20 protein-coding genes and 2 pseudogenes are annotated in these 16,940 nt (G+C 59.5%); 21 read left to right on the top strand and 1 reads right to left on the bottom strand.

Features of this window, described 5'->3' with window-relative positions:
* Position 1 precedes the first annotated feature (1 nt).
* From RNZ50_02335 to RNZ50_02285, 11 genes are all read left to right on the top strand, one after another.
* Positions 2–229: a hypothetical protein gene (locus tag RNZ50_02335; protein ID MDT8853886.1), complete on the top strand. Its 228-nt coding sequence runs from the start codon at positions 2–4 to the stop codon at positions 227–229.
* Positions 229–1,473: a head decoration protein gene (locus RNZ50_02330; GenBank protein ID MDT8853885.1), complete on the top strand. Its 1,245-nt coding sequence runs from the start codon at positions 229–231 to the stop codon at positions 1,471–1,473. The genes RNZ50_02335 and RNZ50_02330 overlap by 1 nt, the downstream gene beginning before the upstream one ends.
* Before the next feature lie 2 nt (positions 1,474–1,475).
* The gene (locus RNZ50_02325) at positions 1,476–2,069 is read left to right on the top strand and encodes a tail fiber domain-containing protein (GenBank protein MDT8853884.1); all 594 of its coding nucleotides are present in this window, start codon (positions 1,476–1,478) and stop codon (positions 2,067–2,069) included.
* A complete protein-coding gene (locus RNZ50_02320) occupies positions 2,066–2,488 on the top strand; it encodes a hypothetical protein (protein MDT8853883.1) in 423 nt (140 codons plus the stop codon). The genes RNZ50_02325 and RNZ50_02320 overlap by 4 nt, the downstream gene beginning before the upstream one ends.
* Before the next feature lie 70 nt (positions 2,489–2,558).
* On the top strand, positions 2,559–4,067 hold the full coding sequence (gene istA, locus RNZ50_02315) for an IS21 family transposase (protein ID MDT8853882.1): 1,509 nt from the start codon (positions 2,559–2,561) through the stop codon (positions 4,065–4,067).
* Complete coding sequence (istB, locus tag RNZ50_02310) at positions 4,064–4,879, top strand: IS21-like element helper ATPase IstB (protein MDT8853881.1); 816 nt, start codon at positions 4,064–4,066, stop codon at positions 4,877–4,879. The genes istA and istB overlap by 4 nt, the downstream gene beginning before the upstream one ends.
* A gap of 76 nt (positions 4,880–4,955) precedes the next feature.
* Positions 4,956–5,564, top strand: coding sequence for a hypothetical protein (locus RNZ50_02305; protein ID MDT8853880.1), 609 nt, complete (start codon positions 4,956–4,958; stop codon positions 5,562–5,564).
* Positions 5,561–6,307, top strand: a complete 747-nt coding sequence (locus RNZ50_02300) for a hypothetical protein (GenBank protein MDT8853879.1) — start codon at positions 5,561–5,563, stop codon at positions 6,305–6,307. The genes RNZ50_02305 and RNZ50_02300 overlap by 4 nt, the downstream gene beginning before the upstream one ends.
* Positions 6,297–6,584: a hypothetical protein gene (locus RNZ50_02295; protein MDT8853878.1), complete on the top strand. Its 288-nt coding sequence runs from the start codon at positions 6,297–6,299 to the stop codon at positions 6,582–6,584. Before RNZ50_02300 ends, RNZ50_02295 begins: the two co-directional genes overlap by 11 nt.
* 2 nt (positions 6,585–6,586) lie before the next feature.
* On the top strand, positions 6,587–7,216 hold the full coding sequence (locus tag RNZ50_02290) for a hypothetical protein (protein ID MDT8853877.1): 630 nt from the start codon (positions 6,587–6,589) through the stop codon (positions 7,214–7,216).
* Positions 7,216–8,448 (top strand): radical SAM protein, encoded by a 1,233-nt coding sequence (locus tag RNZ50_02285; GenBank protein MDT8853876.1) that lies wholly within the window; start codon positions 7,216–7,218, stop codon positions 8,446–8,448. The genes RNZ50_02290 and RNZ50_02285 overlap by 1 nt, the downstream gene beginning before the upstream one ends.
* 428 nt (positions 8,449–8,876) lie before the next feature.
* On the opposite strand, the gene RNZ50_02280 is transcribed toward RNZ50_02285, so the two are convergent.
* A complete protein-coding gene (locus RNZ50_02280) occupies positions 8,877–10,295 on the bottom strand; it encodes an IS1380 family transposase (GenBank protein MDT8853875.1) in 1,419 nt (472 codons plus the stop codon).
* Positions 10,296–10,641: 346 nt separating this feature from the next.
* Here RNZ50_02280 and RNZ50_02275 point away from each other — a divergent pair.
* From RNZ50_02275 to RNZ50_02230, 10 genes and pseudogenes are all read left to right on the top strand, one after another.
* Positions 10,642–11,052, top strand: a pseudogene (locus RNZ50_02275) (IS5 family transposase).
* Positions 11,053–11,293: 241 nt separating this feature from the next.
* Positions 11,294–11,659 (top strand): annotated as a pseudogene (locus RNZ50_02270) (transposase).
* A 394-nt stretch (positions 11,660–12,053) separates the two neighbouring features.
* Positions 12,054–12,257, top strand: a complete 204-nt coding sequence (gvpA, locus tag RNZ50_02265; GenBank protein ID MDT8853874.1) for a gas vesicle structural protein GvpA — start codon at positions 12,054–12,056, stop codon at positions 12,255–12,257.
* 97 nt (positions 12,258–12,354) lie between these two features.
* Entirely contained in the window at positions 12,355–12,882 is a 528-nt protein-coding gene (locus tag RNZ50_02260) for a hypothetical protein (GenBank protein ID MDT8853873.1), read from the top strand.
* Between the two features lie 172 nt (positions 12,883–13,054).
* A complete protein-coding gene (locus tag RNZ50_02255; protein ID MDT8853872.1) occupies positions 13,055–13,849 on the top strand; it encodes a hypothetical protein in 795 nt (264 codons plus the stop codon).
* Between the two features lie 38 nt (positions 13,850–13,887).
* Positions 13,888–14,916, top strand: coding sequence for a gas vesicle protein GvpN (gvpN, locus tag RNZ50_02250; GenBank protein ID MDT8853871.1), 1,029 nt, complete (start codon positions 13,888–13,890; stop codon positions 14,914–14,916).
* On the top strand, positions 14,913–15,266 hold the full coding sequence (locus RNZ50_02245; GenBank protein MDT8853870.1) for a hypothetical protein: 354 nt from the start codon (positions 14,913–14,915) through the stop codon (positions 15,264–15,266). Before gvpN ends, RNZ50_02245 begins: the two co-directional genes overlap by 4 nt.
* A gap of 53 nt (positions 15,267–15,319) precedes the next feature.
* Positions 15,320–15,895: an Hsp20/alpha crystallin family protein gene (locus RNZ50_02240; protein ID MDT8853869.1), complete on the top strand. Its 576-nt coding sequence runs from the start codon at positions 15,320–15,322 to the stop codon at positions 15,893–15,895.
* Positions 15,870–16,652 (top strand): GvpL/GvpF family gas vesicle protein, encoded by a 783-nt coding sequence (locus tag RNZ50_02235; GenBank protein MDT8853868.1) that lies wholly within the window; start codon positions 15,870–15,872, stop codon positions 16,650–16,652. The genes RNZ50_02240 and RNZ50_02235 overlap by 26 nt, the downstream gene beginning before the upstream one ends.
* Positions 16,649–16,903, top strand: a complete 255-nt coding sequence (locus tag RNZ50_02230; GenBank protein ID MDT8853867.1) for a gas vesicle protein GvpG — start codon at positions 16,649–16,651, stop codon at positions 16,901–16,903. Before RNZ50_02235 ends, RNZ50_02230 begins: the two co-directional genes overlap by 4 nt.
* Positions 16,904–16,940 lie beyond the last annotated feature (37 nt).

Below are 16,940 nucleotides of genomic sequence, written 5' to 3'. Positions count from 1 at the left end.
CATGACAGCCGCGCTCGATCTCCGGCTCCAGACCGGGCCCATTCGCATTCGCGTCTCGGCCCTGTCGCCAATCACCCTGCGCCTGGCCACAGCACCGGTGTCTGTCCGCCTGCTGGGTCTGCCCGGGCCAGACGGTTTGCGCGGACCCCAAGGCGCGCAAGGCAATCAGGGTGAGCCTGGCGTGACCATTCTGCCCACCGACGCGCCCATCAACGGAGGATTTTTCTGATGGCCAATACGATCCAGCTCAAGCGCCGCGGCTCCGGCGTGGCAGGCGCACCTGCAGCGCTTAAATCGGGCGAGCTTGCCCATAACGAGGTCGATGATACGCTTTATGTTGGCAAGGGGGACGATGGCACCGGCAATGCGACCACCATCGCGGCCCTTGCGGGTGCGGGGTCGTTTGTTGCCTTGACCGGTGCACAGACCCTCGCTGGCTCCAAAACCTTCACCCTCGTTCCAAAGTCCTCCCAAGACGCCAGTGGCGCGACGGATCTGGTGCGCAAATCGCAATTTGATGCGGGGCTTGCCGCCAAAGCCGAAGCTGCGCATGGCCACATTATTGGCAGTGTGACGGGCTTGCAGGGTGCGCTCGACGGCAAACTCGGCGCATCGGCCAATGCCGTCTCGGCAAGCAAACTCGCGACGGCGCGGACAATTGCACTGGCTGGCGATCTTTCGGGCGCGATCAGCTTTGATGGCGCGGCCAATGTGACCCTGACGGCGGCCGTGGCCGATGACAGCCACAACCACATCATTGCCAACGTGGACGGGCTACAAGGAGCGCTGGACGCCAAAGCGCCCTTGGCATCGCCTGCCCTGACGGGCGTGCCCATCGCACCGACCGCCAACACCGGAACCAGCACAGCCCAGCTCGCAACCACGGCCTTTGTGCAGCAGGCCATCGTTGCCTTTGGTCCCGGCGATATGCTGGCCACAACCTATGACACCAACAGCAATGGCAAGGTCGATACGGCCGAACTGGCCGACGCTGTGCCTTGGGCAGGTGTTACAGGCAAGCCCACCAGCTTTACGCCTTCAACCCACAGCCATCCGATCTCGCAGGTGACCAGTCTTCAGACAGCGCTTGATGCCAAAGCCCCGCTTGCCTCGCCGGGCCTGACCGGCACACCCACAGCACCAACCGCAGCCTCTGGCACTAATACCGCACAGCTAGCGACGACAGGGTTTGTCACAGCTGCCATCGGGGCGCTGATTGATGCGGCCCCGGGTGCTTTGGACACGCTGAACCAGTTGGCAGCGTCTTTGGGCGATGATCCGAATTTTGCGGCCACCGTGACCAATGCTTTGGCAGGCAAGCTGGCTTCCGCGTCAAACCTCGCAGACCTGCCCAATAAGACGACGTCGCGCGCAAACCTCGGGCTTGGCAGCATGGCCACGCAAGCCGCAAACGCTGTCGCCATCACCGGCGGTACGATCAACGGCATTGCGCTAGACGGGGGTACGTTCTGATCATGGCAAACACGCTCTTGGTCAAACACACCACCGTGGCAGGGCGCGTGCCAACGACCGCGCAGCTGGTTGCAGGTGAGTTGGCGGTCAACGTGACCGATGGAAAGCTCTATCTCAAGAAAAGCACAAGCGGGGTGGAGAGCATCGTCGATGTGACAACCGCAGCGCTGAGCGACGCCGAGCTCTTTGCCAAGGTGCTGGCCCAAGATGGACCCGGATCGGGCCTGAACGCCGATCTTCTCGACGGGATCCAAGCCAGCGCCTTTGCGCAGCTGGCGGGGGCAAGCTTCACAGGCGCCGTGATTGCACCCGATTTTGTCACCACCTCCGATCTGCGGCTCAAATCTGAAATCACCCCGATCCCGGATGCACTTGGCAAATTGCACAGGCTCACCGGCGTGACCTTCCAAATGCGGGGCTCGGACAGACGGCAGATGGGTCTGATCGCGCAAGATGTGCAGCGCGTGGCCCCGGAAGCCGTGGTCGAGGCCGAGGGCGTGTTGCGCCTCGCGTATGGAAATCTCATCGGCCTGTTGGTCGAGGCCATCAAGGACCTCGCTGTAGAGGTCGAACAGCTGAAAAGGAATGCACCGTGATCGAGATCGGACTCTTTGCCATCACCAATTGCGGTGGGGCGCTGCATTACGCGGTTGATATCAAGCCGGATTATGCCGGGATTGCTGTTTTTGAACGCGTGCCCGCAGGATCTGGCACTGGCATGGCCGGTGTCATGGCGTGGGCGGATTTAAAGGCACTCCTTGAGGTGCCGCCTGCCTTTGGCAACAAGGCGGGCTTTGTGGATCTTGCGCACAATGAAACCCTGATCCCTGATCTGCCGGGCACGGACGCCGGGGCGATCTACAAGGGACGGTCCTATATTTTTGCCGATGGTATGAACGGCGTTGATGTGTTCAGCGACAACCATCTTGGCCGGTGCCGACAACCACCTTGGCCGGTGGGGCTGAACGGAAGACGGGCATGCCCGTCTGGAGGGCAGCCGCACCGGCCTGATTGATTTCGGGGAAGGTGCTGGTCGCTGCGGGTTGGTAAGCCGGGTTCCTCTGCCGTCAAACGGAGGATCCGGGTTGGCCTACAAACCCATCAACGACCAGCAATTGAGATTATACATGTCCGACCTCCGATATCACAGTCAGCGCACGTCGGCCGCCCGCGCCGGGTTCAGTGAGCGCACGGCCCGACGGTTCGATGCCAATCCGACGCTGCCCTCGAACCGCAAGATCGTTCACGGGCGCACGGTGGCCGATCCCCTCGAAGGCTTTTGGGAGGGCGACATCCTTCCCTTGCTGGAGAGGGACAGCGCCTTGCAGGCCGTCACCCTGCTGCGCCACCTTCAGGGCCTGCATCCGCTGGCCTTCCCCGATGACCGGATCCGGCGCACCCTGGAACGGCGGGTGCGGCAGTGGCGGGCGTTGAACGGGCCCGAGCGCGACATCATCTTCCGCCAGACGCCGGAGCCGGGCCGCATGGCCCAGTCCGACTTCACTCATGCCGAGGAGCTGGAGGTGACGATCGCGGGCCAGCTATTCCCGCATCTGCTCTACCACTTCGTCATGGTCTACAGCCGGTGGGAGCATGTCGGGGTGGTCCTGGGCGGGGAGAGCTTCACGGCCCTGGCCGAGAACCTGCAGCAGGCGCTCTGGTCGCTCGGCGGGGCACCACAGGAGCATCGCACCGACAGCCTCTCGGCCGCTTTCCGCAACCTGACGGCTGACCAGCGCCAGGATATCACCACGCGCTACAATGCCTTCGTCGGCCATTACGGCATGGAGGCCAGTCGCAACAACCGCGGGGAAGCTCATGAGAACGGCGCGGTGGAATCCCAGAACCGGCACCTGAAGAAGGCCATCGAACAGGCGCTGATCCTGCGCGGCAGCCGCGACTTCGCCAGCATTGAGGACTACCGCCGCTTCATCGACATTCTGGTGGCACGGCGCAACCGGCAGCGGGCGGCGGCCACGCAGGTGGAACGGGCGCATCTGAAGCCCCTGCCGCGCCGGCGCACCACCGACTTTACAGAGACCGTGGTTCCGGTCACCCGCACCAGCGGCTTTCTGGTCAAGAGCATCTTCTACAGCGCCCCGTCGCAGCTGATCGGGCAGCGCTTGCGGGTCCACCTTTACGACGATCGCCTTGAGGCCTTTCTCGGCAGCACCCTGGTCGTCAGCCATACAAGGGCGCGAGGTCGCGGCGATGGCCATCGCGTGCATGTCATCAACTACCATCACGTCATCCATGCGCTGCGGCGCAAACCGCAAGCCCTGTGGAGTTCGATCTACCGCGACAGCCTGTTCCCGCGAACCGAATACGCTGAGGCCTGGAAGGTGCTGCAGCGCGATCTGCCCCGCCGCGACGCCTGCCGCCGCATGGTCGACCTGCTGTTCATCGCCCACGACCGGGCCTGCGAGGCGGAACTGGCACATCTGCTGGCAGCAGAATTGGACGCGGGCCGGGTGCCCGATCCCGGACCTCTGGCATCCTGCCTGAACCCGCGGCAAACGGCGCTGCCGAGAGATGTTGCCGTCGCCCATCCCTCGCTCGACAGCTTCGATGCCCTTCTGGGAGCCTGCGCATGACCTCCCGCGAGATCGACATCCACACGCTGCCAGGCATGCTGACCGCGCTGCGCCTGCCCAGCTTCCACAAGCTTTGGGCCGACATCGCCACCCGTGCCGACACCGAAGGCTGGCCCGCTGCCCGCTTTCTGGCTGTCCTCGCGGAATACGAACTGGCCGAGCGCGACATGCGCCGCATTCAGCGCCACATGAACGAGGCACAGCTACCGGCTGGCAAGACGCTGGCGACCTTCGACTTCAAGGCGCTGCCAACCCTGCCGCGCGCCCGGATCGAGGCCTTGGCGGTCGGCGACTGGCTGGAGGGTGGCGGCAACCTGATCGCCATCGGCAATTCCGGCACGGGCAAAACGCACATTCTCTGCGCGATAGGCCATGCCCTGATCGAGCGGGGACACCGCGTGTTCTATACCCGCACCAGCGATCTGGTGCAGCGACTTCAGGCCGCCCGCCGCGATCTGGTGCTCGAAGCCGCGCTCGCCAAGCTCGACAAGTTCGACCTGATCATCCTCGACGACATCACCTACGCCCACAAGGATCAGGCCGAGACAGGCGTGCTCTTCGAGCTGATCGCCCGGCGCTACGAATGCCGCAGCATCGCCATCGCCGCCAACCAGCCCTTCAGCGGCTGGGACCAGATCTTCCCGGACAAGGCGATGACCGTCGCCGCCATCGACCGGCTGGTTCATCACGCAGCGATCCTGGAGATGAATGCCGAAAGCTTCCGCCAGCGCGCGGCCGCCTCCAACAAAGAGGCGCTGAGCAGACCGCCAACGACAACCATCGCCGACAACAAGGACAAAGGAGAAGGCTGAGCGAAAAACAATTCCAGATACGCCAACCCAGCGGCCTAAAACCGGCCAACGTGGTTGACGGTCACGGACATGCTGGTTGACGCGCTACATTGATGAGATCGTCGATTATTCCTTGCTGGATATCGCGGTCGGTCAGGGCGGAAGACCCCTATCCTGGCGCAACCGCTTTGCGCAATCGGCCCGCGAAAAGATCGATTTGTCGTTCCGGCATCGGGCCCGCGAGGGCATTGCCAATGCGCTGGTGGTCTTTTTGCCGTTTGACGTGCCCTTTGATCAGGCCCGCATTGAGGTGCTGTGTCAGACCGACCCGATCTTGTTGAACGGCACAGTGATTGCCGGGCGGATTGATGATGCAACCATTCCAAAGGATGGCGTCTGGTTCAAGCAATTCTACTTCCATGCAGTCACAACTGAGGTGGTTACGGTCGCGCCAGATGGTCGGGTTGATGTGCCGTTCCAGCTGGTCTGGACCTCGGACGGCAGCCCCGTCATGCGGTCCGCTACCTTCAAGCTGGAGGCCGATGCCGGTTATTTGCCGCGCCGCCGCGTTACCACGGATGCAAATGGGCATGGCGTAATCAGCGTCGAGGCCCGAGGCCTTGCGGTTGGCGATGTGATCGCGGTCAAAATCAACACTGAGCATTACACAGCCATTGGCAAGCTGCGTGTTGAGGTGGTGGCATGAGCCTAAAAATCGCGACCAGCACCGAGTTGCAGATGATCTATCCAGCGTTTGTCATGCACAAGCATTGGGAGATGCCGCCAGGCTATAACGACCGGCTTTTTGCTCTGGCGGCTGAGGACGCTGCGGCAAACCGGATACAAAATGCAGGCGACGGCCGCAACATTGGCGATCAGACCAATCATCTGGGCCATCTGCGCCATAACTTTCTGATGGACCGGCGCGATCCGGCCATCGCCGTGCTGGCGCAAATGGTGGCAGCGGCGGTGCGGGAATATCTGCAGCTGGCCTACGGCTATGAGCATGCGGGCGACATTCAGATGATGTCGGACACCTTCTGGCAGCGCCGCAGTTCGCGCGAGAATGTGGGCATCAACGCGCATACCCATATGCAGACCGATATCGTCTGCACTTATTATCCGCGCGTGGTGCTGGACGCCGATTGCCCCGAGACATCGCTCCACCGTGGTGCCGTGCGGTTTTACGATCCAGCCAATGTCGGCAAACGGCTCTGGCCCTGCAACAACCCGGACGCCTATGTCGGCGGCTGGTACGCCGTGGAGCCGAAGGCGGGGTCCATGATCGTCTTTGAGGGCCACGTGCCCCATGACAGCACCTATTTTAAGGGCGAGGAGCGGATGTGCATTCCGGTTCTGTGTTCGCTCACCCTTCCCAATTCTCACTGCAAAGCCGGGCTCGCAGAGATCCTGGCACATCAAGCAACAGGAGACCCGCATGGCGTATAAGGTTGGAACGACCATCGTGATTGATGACAGCGGTGCTGTGGATTGGTCGCGCATTGCCAATAAGCCCGCGATCGGATCTGGGACCATCACAGCGGTGACCATTACAAATGGTACACCTTCGGCTGGTGCGTCTGTGTCGGGCAGCGCAAGCAGTTATGCTGGCGCTTATGTGGGCAACTGCTACGTCGAAAGCCTCTCCGGCGGAGGGACGTCAGGTGCTGTGTCAGTCACGGCAAACCGCAAGACGTTCAACTGCAACTGCAATTGCAGGTGCTGAGGGTGGAGGTTCGCAACACATCGCTCGATCTATGGCCAACGCGCATCGCATTTTTTGAGGCTCCCGTCGACTGGGCCGTGAACCGGCAATTGGCTGATGAGGCGATTGCCGTTGCAGGGCTGGAGGACGGGGCCAACCCTTCCGCCGCCAAGCGCCGAGTCCGTGGTATTCTGGAGCGTAGCGAAGCGGGCCAAGCCCTGAAGGCGCATCTCTTTGCCTGTGCCAGATCCATGCTTGGTCCTTGGGCGCAATACCTTGATCCCGATCATTGCGAAGACCGCGCCCTCGTGATGCAGCCCGGCGCGTTCATCTCCACCCATAAAGACAGCCGCGAGGGCGATCTGACCTGCGTGCACTTCCTGACCGGTGGCGGTGCGGGGCAACCGATCAACAGCGTTGGTTCTCCGCGCTTTGTGATCGAGGATCCTTCGCGCTATTTTGACGAGGGTCGGCTGCCGTTTGAGGACCGCCACGGCTATTCGGTCAATCCAAGGCCGGGGCTCTCGGTCTTCTTTCCCTCTCATATCCCCCACAACCAGCATCCCCACTTGGGGAGCAAACCGCATGTGCAGGTCGTCGCAAACTTCCGCGTCACCTTGCCCAGCGATCTTGAAGAAAGGTTATTTGACTGATGTGGTTTGATCTGACCCTTGAGGCGCGTGACGGCAGCCGTCACACCATGCGCTACAACCCCCACACTTCTGAGGCTGAGGGGCTGCCGCTGTCGGTAGAGCCGGGCGTCTTCGCACCCGCGCCGCGGGTGGCGAAAGACAAGCCCCTTGGCAAGTCCCGCGCACCCCGTATTCTAAAAATCCAGCTGGGTCTGTCGTGCAACTACGCCTGCAGCTATTGCAATCAGGCATTCCAGATTGCGGATGCTACGGTCTCGAAACTGGTGGATGTTGAGCACTTTCTGGTCCAGCTCGACGGCTGGATAACCGATGCCCCGGAAAGTATTGAGCTTTGGGGTGGCGAGCCGTTTCTCTACTGGGCCAAGATCAGGCGGCTGATCCCCGCGCTGGCGGAGCGGTTCCCGGCGGCAGGGTTCTCCATTATCACCAACGGCTCGCTTTTGAGCCGCGAAAAGCTCGACTTCATCGCGGCCTATGACATTGCCATCACGATCTCACATGACGGGCCCGGCCAGCATCTGCGCGGGCCTGATCCGCTTGAGGATCCGCAGACGCGTCGCTGGATTGAGGCTTTGCTGGCCGAACGCCCGGACAAGACGTCCTTCAATGCGGTACTGACACGCACGCATCATGATCTCGGCGCGCTGAAGGCCTGGTTTGCCGACAAGGTTGGCCCGGATGTCTTTGTGGGTCTGGAAGGTGTGGTGAATGTCTATGATGCGGTGACCGCCATCGGGACGGGGCGTTTTGAGCCTGCGCAGTTGAACAGCCTCACGAGGTCAATCTTTGAGGCGCTGGTCGAGGATCCAAACGCCTTTGGCCTAGGCACACGCCTTGACGAGTTCTACGCCTCCATCCAGCGACGCCGCCCAATCGAAGCCCTTGGCCAGAAATGCGGGATGGACCGCGAAGACACAATCGCCGTCGATCTGCGCGGCAATGTCATGACCTGCCAGAACACCGGCGCCAAGGGCGCGCATAAAATTGGCCATGTAGAAGCGTTTAATGAAATTGCGCTGAACACTGCCACCCATTTTGCCTTCCGCCCCGAATGCATGGCCTGCCCAGTTGTCCAGCTCTGCAAAGGGTCCTGCATGTTCCTTGAGGGCGACTTTTTCGCACAGTCCTGCGCCAATGAGTTTGCGTTTAACTTCGGCGTCATGATGGCCGCGATTTGGCATCTGACGGGGATGGTGGTGGTTGGGGTGGAGGCTTCAAAGTCAGGGGAATGAAATCTGGTAACAGGTATTTGTGGCAAATCAGCTTTTAGCCAGTTGCCTATTCCACGGCATGTGGCCACCCTCTGGCGATATATCAATGACGCGCCATTATCTGTCCTTGTCGGGTTCCCGAATGATCACACTTGGCTCGTCATAAACCTGACTATCGTCCATGAATGTGAGCCGCATTCCCCATCCAGCGAAAGGTTTGATCCCGGGATATTCATCGAACCCCTCTCCGAGCGGGGCTCCGGTCGGTTTCGAAGCCCGCGATGGCCTTGTTCCGGGTCCGTGAGCGGCCTCGGTCGATGGTTGGCGGGGCCGTCGGCCCCCCGGGTTCGTTTTTGGCAGGTCCCGGAGGCGGGCAGTCGCCTCTTGCGCATGACGACGGGCCGCCCGCGGGCGTTTTCGGTTTCACAGGCTGGGCCGACGTCAGGCCGCTACGGATCGGCCCAATGCAGGGCCATGATCCCGGGCCAGAGCATCGACCAGAACGGTGCCGCAGCTGAGGACAGCGCCAGCGTCATCCTGCGCCCCGAGATCAGCAGCCGCGCACCGGCCCGGAGCACCCGCTCTCGCAGGCGGCGCAGGCTCCAGCCCGTCCCGGTCGCCTTCGCCATAACGCGGCGGGCGATATGCATGATCTGGTAAGCGAGACAGGCGACAAGCAGCCGGACCTCGTTGCAGGCGAAGGCATCCACGGCCGGTGTCTTCGACTTCAGCTTCTTGCCGCGCCAGTGCGACTTTGCCCGATTGGTGGAGGAGAGCGCCGGAGCCAGCACGTCCTTCAGTTCGCCCATGTGGCCTTCGGCCTTCCCGCGTTCGCGATAGTGGGCCAGCACCTCGTGGCGCAGTTTCGCCGTCCAGCCGAGCGAGGTGACCAGGAAGAAGCGGTCGAGCAGGAGATCGTCGGCGCGCTCCTTGACGACTAGGATCACGCGGCGCGGCTTGTCCCAGCTGTCGGCCTGATATCGCAATTCATAGAGCCAGCTCCGCGGTTCTGCCGGGCGGCGCCCCGGCGGACGCTTCATGCAGGGTTCCGCCAGCCGGTCCAGCACGGGATTGGCACGCAGACGCGAGACATAGTCGATCCCGCGTGCATCAAGGCCCGCCAGCAGCGCGGCCGAAGGGAAGCCCGCATCGATGCGCACCATGGCCACGTCGCAGAAGGTCTTCCGCGCCCGGTCCACGACGTCGAGGATCACATCGAGCGCGCCGTCTGCTGTGCCGACATTGCCGGGGCGCAGCCGGGCGTCGAGCATGTCGCCGGTTTCGGCAATCGAAGTGATCAGCGGATGGTAGATCCGTGCGTTGTAGTGCCCGTTCCACTCCGCCTTCGGCTGGTGGCCATGAACCTCAATGGGGGCACTGTCGACGTCGAGCGTCACGCATGGCAACTTCTTGCCGCGCCGCTCGGCCCTGATGCCACGGCCGGCAAGTTCCAGCACCGCCTCGCGCAGAACCTTGAGGTTGGCCGGCTCCGCCATCAGCGCGGTAAACCGCGACAACGTCGGTTGCGAGGCCAGTCCCGGCCCCCCGAGTGGGGTGAGCCCCGCCGCGGAACTCGCCGCCAACCGGAAGGCGGGATCTTGGCGCAGCGCGTCGGCATCGTCGTGGTCCCGCCAGCCCTGTGCCGACAGAAGCACGCAAGTGCGGATGAGCGAGGCGAGGTCGTGGGTGACGTCCACCTGGCTGCGCGGGTCTTTCAGGCGGGCGGTCATCCAGCCAAGGATCCCGCTGCGCTCGAGTATCTCTCTCAGCACAACCGCACCCGGATCGCCGGTCAGCCGATCTGTCCTGCTCTCGATCCGAAGCGAACGATTGAAACTGGGCGTGACCCGCTGTAAAGTTTCACCCATGCGTGCATCCGATGCTGCCGTCAGTTTGTGTCTAGAAGCTTGAATCTACAGCGTTTTCAGACGAACGCAACCAATCCTACCGATTTCCGTGAATAAGCCGGGTTGATCAAAGACAAGAAGGCGTCCGCGTCCAATTCTTTATCGTCGACATAGACGACCAAGTTGCCATCTTCGTCATCGGACAAATGGCATCGCAGCACTTGTCCCCGTACAGACCACTGCTGAAAATCCTCGAGCCATTCGATTTGCGGCCGCCCTCTTGGGATTTCCACTGGCCGATTGGCTGGGTCCGCGACACTTGCGTCTTGCGCGGCGATTATTTCATTGAAAACCTCAAGGACCTCAGGCTATCGGGAAATCTAGAGGTGGCATGACCACCAAAATTCTGGCTTTGACGGACGCGCTTGGCAACCTTGTCGACTTCAGATTGATGCCCGGACAAGCCCATGATCTGGTCAGGACCCGTGAGTTGCTGGCGGATGTTTGCTGCCAAAGCCTATTGGCGGATAAAGCTTTTGATGCAGACTGGTTGCGAGATTTTTTGGCTGAGCGCAACATTGAGGCCGTCATTCCACCCAAATCCAACCGCAAAAATCCGGCGTCATGTGATATGGAGGTCTACAAGTGGAGACATCTTGTCGAAAACTTCTTTCAGAAACTAAAGGAATTCAAGCGGATAGCCATGCGGGCGTGCAAAAGCGACGCAAGTTTTGAAGCAATGATCCACATCGGAGCAACGGTCATTCGCACGCGATGAATGTCAACAGGCCCTAGCGTTTTGGCAACTTTCTTGCGCCTACGATGCTGAAAACTGGAGACATCGATGGCAAAAATTTCGTATACACCGCTCGCAGCTAAAGAACTTGACGGGGACGACAAGCGAGAGGCACGCGTGCATCTCCATAGGTGTTCCATCCCGCACGGTTGCAGCGATCAATGCGCAAGGCGGTGACTGGTGTTTGGCGCTAAAGGCCAACCAGGACTCGCTTCTGTCCGATGACAGCCAGACGGTGGACCACCTGCTGATGCAGGGCAATACCGGGTCCGGCGTGTGGGCGGACGCGGCTTATCGATCTGAGGAGATGGAGGCCAAGCTGCGCGACCGCAAGCTGAAAAGCCACATCCACCGTAAAGGCAAGCGCGGCAAGCCGCTGACTGAACAGGCCAAGGGCAGTAACCGGACCAAGTCCACTGTGCGGGTCCGGGTCGAGCATATTTTTGGCGCGCAAGCCAACGACATGGGCGGCACCCTCGTGCGCACGATCGGTCTGGTTCGGGCCAAGGCCAAAATCGGGATGAAGAATCTCACCTACAACATGCGCCGTCTCGCCCAACTGGGCCGCATCAGCCCACACCCAGCCTGAAACACGGCCGGCCAAGGACGCAGATCGTCCTGCGCATCGCGAAAAATGGCCCTGAACCGAAGGTCCGAGAAGCGAAATGCGCAGCACATCATCAAACCCAAGGCAACACTCGGTCTGCTGAAGGTCGCTGACGCGCCTCAGGCGAAACCTGCTATGCCGTTGCCACGAAAACAGTCAAAAATCGAGGTGCCCCTAAGCCCAGATCACCAACTCAGGAAGACGGCCCACGCCGAAGGCTTACCCTATAGTTCCGGTCAGTGTCGATCTTCCTCACTAAATGACGATTATCCGTGATGCAGAATCATGCAGATGGGTGGTAGTGATAAAAACCAGTTATTAAGTCTGGTCCTCAACGCCAGTAATAATACTGGACATCAACAATGGAGATACTATCATGGCCGTCAACAAAATGAATTCGTCCAGCAGCCTCGCCGAAGTAGTTGATCGGATTCTCGACAAGGGGGTAGTGATCGACGCATGGGTGCGCGTTTCTCTGGTGGGTATCGAATTGATTGCTGTTGAAGCGCGTGTGGTTATCGCGGGCGTCGACACCTACCTGAAGTACGCCGAAGCGGTCGGCCTTACCGCCGCCGCGTAGACAGCGCAAGACGTATGAGCATGGAATCCTGTGGCTTCAATGCCACAGGTTTCTGTTCTTATTAATTACTCACCAATTTTTGGCGGGAAGGTTCAAGATGACACTAACTACAGAAATGTCGCGAATAACCCTTGCTATGGGGAATTCGCTCAAGCAAAGGACGCACGAAATTGACGAAATGAAGCATGTGCTTCAGCGTCAGATCAGTGGTGGGCGCGCCTCGGCACAGCTTGCCTCGTCTAAGCTCAATGACTCGATCTTGCGTGATCTGAAGAATATCTCGCGGAATGTTTTTGCAACCCGCAGTTCAGCTTCCGGTTTGATCAAGCGCTACAAAGCTGCACGCCAGGCCAGTACAAAGTTGCTCAAGGCTAAGCTGGCGTCTGATAGAACTGGTTTGACCGCCATGATGGAAAAGGTCATGCAAGGCTTGAAGTTGGACCGCGTCGGCGCCGGGCGGGTTTTTCGCGACTATGCCGCTAGTCGACAGTCGAAGGTAAAGCCAAGTGCCACGATTTTCACCCGGGCACCTGTCATTTCTCCTGCGGTTGAGGCAGGGAAGACTGTTTCAGTTTCCGCTCAGGTTGTAACGACTCCGGCAATGGGCAGCACTCCTCAGAAATAGATTCGGCGAAGGGAATTGCCGCACCCGGCACTTTCCGAGACTTGAGCCAAGTAGTTGCACAGCGGCGACTTGGCTCAATTTTTGGTGGTTTGTAAAGTGCGGAGAGGGTTGCGGTTGGTGTCCTTTGGTAATTTATAAGCAGTTGATCTGCTAGACGAACTGGGAGGAAAATATGGCACATCGCTCGGGTTCTGACGGTCGCAGGGTCGATGGATTGGATCAACAGCCTTCAAGGTGCCTTGGTGACCGCATCATAAGATCGGCAGGCCGTAACAGCGGAAGCATAGAGATCACGCTGCCGGTCAGACTGATGGTACTTCAAGGGGTCATGTGTCGGATCGAATTAAGAGATGGAATTGCCGTCGAGGTGGTTCTTCACCCTGATTTCAATGCCCTTCTGCCGGTTTTCGATGCGGCCTGGAGCTTGCTGGCGCAATCGCTGAAGACAGTTGATGATATCGGCGAGTTTTGGGAGGGTGACTACGTCTTGGGGCTCTTTCCGGAAACGCAGCAAAGCGACCGACCGATCCTAGCCTATGCCGACGCCTTGGCCGTCCAGTGCTCTTATAACGGCGATGATCAAGGAAAACCCGGTACGATCAGGCCGGTTCTGGAGGCCTTCTCCAGGATCATCGAGAGTCTGGCAACGGTGGTCGGACTGCGGCTTGGACTGTCGGCGCAGACGGCTGCGATGTTCGGTAACCAACTCGCCTTTGCCGCAAGCGGCGTGGCAACGGGAATAATCGATGCATTTGCACGTGGTTCGATTCTGGACGCCTCTGCAGAGGTTGGATGGTGCCGGGACCGCCCCTGGGCCGAGGAAACTTGGATTACGGCGCAGCCAAGGATAGAAAGTATTCTTGACCGATGCGTAGCTTGGGACAAGGAGCCGGGTCTGTTCGCCGCGCAAAGGCAGCTTTGGTATCAGGCCCGCCGGCTCGAAACGCGCCATTCGGCGCAAGTGTAATGGGAAATGCAAAGCCACGCTTTGCGAAGGAGAGGTAGATGAACAGTATCTTGAGAGGCAGCAATCCGGATGGCCCCGGCAGTTTCACGACGCTGATGCCGGAGGCCCGCAAGGATTTTGTGCAGACCGACAGCGTCAAGTCCGTGACGCGACGTGCATTGGCCTATATTAATGCCGGTTATTCGGTGCACTTCCGCGGCCCTGCCGGGACCGGAAAGACCACGCTGGCAATGCACACCGCAGCACTTCTTGGCCGTCCGGTGGTGATGATTGCTGGCGACGAAGAGATGGTAACATCAAACCTCGTCGGAGCGGAAAGCGGCTACAATTATCGCAAGATCGTGGACAATTTTATCCACACAGTCAGCAAGGTCGAGGAAAGCTCGAACAAAACCTGGAATGACCACCGGCTCACGACAGCGTGTCGCGAAGGCTATACCCTGATCTATGATGAATTCACGCGGTCGCGGGCTGAAGCAAACAACGTCCTGCTGAGTGTGCTGGAAGAAGGCATCCTGGTCCTGCCGGCCCAGAACCGGGGGGAGCCCTATATTAGGGTGCATCCCGATTTTCGGGTGATATTCACTAGCAACCCCCAGGAATATGCCGGAGTGCACGACGCCCAAGATGCGCTCAGCGACCGCATCGTGACCATCGACATTGGCGCGGCTGACCGCGAGCTTGAGATTTCCATCGCCGCGGCCCGCTCTGGTCTCGACGTGGCCACTGCGACGCCGATTGTCGATATGGTGCGCGCCTTCCGGGATACTGGCGAATATGACCAGACCCCGACGCTTCGGACCTGCATCGTGATCTGCCGCATGGTGGTAAACGAGAAAATCAGCCCGACGATCGACGATCCCTATTTCGTCCAGATATGCCTTGACGTGCTTGGGTCTAAGTCGACGTTTAGCGGCAAGGATCACGAAAAGCGCGCCCAACAGCAAAAATTGCTGCTGGGTATCTTCAAACACCATTGTTCGCCAGCAATTGACCGAAAGTCATCGGGGGTCGGTGCCTTTGCGAGTTCCGGGCCAAGGCCGGTTTCAGCGGGAGATCCGTCATGAAAAGCACTGCAGAGCAGGGCCTGAAAGGACTTCGCGATATCGGCACAGTGCGGACGGTTGTCCAAAGACAGCAGAAACTTGAACGCTCGCATATGATTGGACGGTTCGCGCGCCTTGATGCCGAGCGCGCACGAATGGAACGCGAGCTTGTCATGTGGTCAACCCGGACAACAGCGACCGAGGCTAAATTGGCTGCTGTCATCGAACAAATCGATGCCATAAGGCCCCTGCTGCTTGGCGAACCCGTGCCGGTAAAATCGCGGCCCCGTGGGCAAGGTCATGCTCCGGCCTCATCCGAAGTTCTGGGTTCAAATACGCCGCGGCACCTTTCGGTGCCACTCAATTACTAGAACCAAGACACCGAAATGCCAGTAGGTTGCCGTGCAGCCAGAAGAGGTGAACCGTGAAGAAGAAAACCACTGAAAAGCCGGACTCGTCCGGTGATGCACCGGAAATGGAACTCGGCGGGTTGTTCCGCGGCCTTGGTGATTTTGTCAATCTGCTCGGCAAACTTGCTGAAACCGGCGAGAAACTCACGGAACGCGAAGGCGAATTCCGGGTCAAGGGACTTGGTGACAATGCACGCGGCGTCTACGGATTCAGCATTCGCAGCGGCGTTGGCGGTGGAAAGCCGCGTGTCCAACCCTTCGGCAATATGCGGACCAGCGAAGCGGGGCTTGTCGTTGACGAGGTCAGAGAGCCGCTGGTCGACATTTTTGATGAAGACAGCGAGATCGTGATCACAGCAGAGCTTCCCGGTGTGCTGGAAAGCGAGATCCGGACCAGTGTCGAGGGTGATGTGGTGACGATTGAAACTAAAGGCGAGCGGCACTACGCCAAGGAAATCCTGCTGCCGGAAGCCGTGTCCGCGAAAAGCCTCAGACAGTCCTACAACAATGGCGTGCTGGAGATCCGGGTCAAGAAGGCAACACAAGAAACCGGAGGCGATGCTAATGGCGACGGAAAACACGGCAAATAGCAAATACCTCTACGCCATCATAAACTGCCGCACGCCCATGGAATTCAAGGCACGCGGGATCGGTGAACGCGGTGACGTGGTCCACACGATAAACCACGGCGGGCTGGCGGCGGTGGTCAGCGATTCACCGGTGATGGAATACGATCAAAGTCGGCGCAACATGATGGCACATACCGCCGTTCTTGAAGAGGTCATGGAGAGTTTTACTCTGCTTCCAGTCCGCTTTAATACGGTCGCGCCCGAGGCCGCCGCGATCGAAGAACGTCTTCTGGTGCCTCGCCATGACGAATTTGCGCAATTGCTTGGGCAGATCGAGGGACGTGTCGAATTGGGTATTAAGGCATTCTGGCACGATGGAATCATATTTGGCGAAGTGTTGCGCGAAAACGATTCTATCCGCAAGATGCGCGATGCCTTGGAAGGCCAGTCACTTGATGGCAGTTATTACGAACGCATTCAATTAGGCGAAGCAATTGAAAAGGCACTGACGCAAAAGCGGTTGCACGATGAACAAATGATCCTTTCGCGGATCAAGCCGCATGTCCGCAAATCCCGCAGCAACAAGACCATTGGGGAGCGCATGGTTCTGAATGGCGCATTCTTGGTCGACGCCGCCAAAGAACCCGATGTCGATGCGGCGGTGCAATTGCTCGACCGGGATTTTGGCGATCGTCTTATGTTCAAGTATGTGGGCCCGGTGCCGCCCTACAATTTTGTCAACATCGTCGTCAATTGGGGAGCCGAGAAAGCAGCATGAGTATTATTCTGAACACACTTCTGGCGCCGTTGATTGGCCCGATGAAGGGTCTTCTCTGGGTGGCGGAGCAGATAAAAGATCAGGCCGATGCCGAGATCTATGACGACAGCAAGATCCTTGTCGAGCTTTCTGAACTGGAGCTGCGCCTCGATCTTGGCCAGATCGAACTCGAGGACTTCGAGGCGCAGGAGGACGTTTTATTGCAAAGACTTCAAAAGGTACGAGAGGCAAAGAAAAATGACAACGTCTAACACGATATCCAGCCCTGCCACGGGCCCGAAAAAACCC

The sequence above is a fragment of the Paracoccaceae bacterium Fryx2 genome, assembly GCA_032334235.1.
Classification (GTDB): domain Bacteria; phylum Pseudomonadota; class Alphaproteobacteria; order Rhodobacterales; family Rhodobacteraceae; genus JAVSGI01.
Note: the sequence above shows the minus strand (reverse complement) of the source record. Positions and strands in the feature narration are given on the sequence as shown.

Coding starts and splice junctions, on each gene's coding strand:
- RNZ50_02335 (MDT8853886.1), top strand. CDS start 2: ATGACAGCCGCGCTCGATCTCCGGCTCCAGACCGGGCCCATTCGCATT.
- RNZ50_02330 (MDT8853885.1), top strand. CDS start 229: ATGGCCAATACGATCCAGCTCAAGCGCCGCGGCTCCGGCGTGGCAGGC.
- RNZ50_02325 (MDT8853884.1), top strand. CDS start 1,476: ATGGCAAACACGCTCTTGGTCAAACACACCACCGTGGCAGGGCGCGTG.
- istB (MDT8853881.1), top strand. CDS start 4,064: ATGACCTCCCGCGAGATCGACATCCACACGCTGCCAGGCATGCTGACC.
- RNZ50_02300 (MDT8853879.1), top strand. CDS start 5,561: ATGAGCCTAAAAATCGCGACCAGCACCGAGTTGCAGATGATCTATCCA.
- RNZ50_02295 (MDT8853878.1), top strand. CDS start 6,297: ATGGCGTATAAGGTTGGAACGACCATCGTGATTGATGACAGCGGTGCT.
- RNZ50_02285 (MDT8853876.1), top strand. CDS start 7,216: ATGTGGTTTGATCTGACCCTTGAGGCGCGTGACGGCAGCCGTCACACC.
- RNZ50_02280 (MDT8853875.1), bottom strand. CDS start 10,295: ATGGGTGAAACTTTACAGCGGGTCACGCCCAGTTTCAATCGTTCGCTT.
- gvpA (MDT8853874.1), top strand. CDS start 12,054: ATGGCCGTCAACAAAATGAATTCGTCCAGCAGCCTCGCCGAAGTAGTT.
- RNZ50_02260 (MDT8853873.1), top strand. CDS start 12,355: ATGACACTAACTACAGAAATGTCGCGAATAACCCTTGCTATGGGGAAT.
- RNZ50_02255 (MDT8853872.1), top strand. CDS start 13,055: ATGGCACATCGCTCGGGTTCTGACGGTCGCAGGGTCGATGGATTGGAT.
- gvpN (MDT8853871.1), top strand. CDS start 13,888: ATGAACAGTATCTTGAGAGGCAGCAATCCGGATGGCCCCGGCAGTTTC.
- RNZ50_02245 (MDT8853870.1), top strand. CDS start 14,913: ATGAAAAGCACTGCAGAGCAGGGCCTGAAAGGACTTCGCGATATCGGC.
- RNZ50_02235 (MDT8853868.1), top strand. CDS start 15,870: ATGGCGACGGAAAACACGGCAAATAGCAAATACCTCTACGCCATCATA.
- RNZ50_02230 (MDT8853867.1), top strand. CDS start 16,649: ATGAGTATTATTCTGAACACACTTCTGGCGCCGTTGATTGGCCCGATG.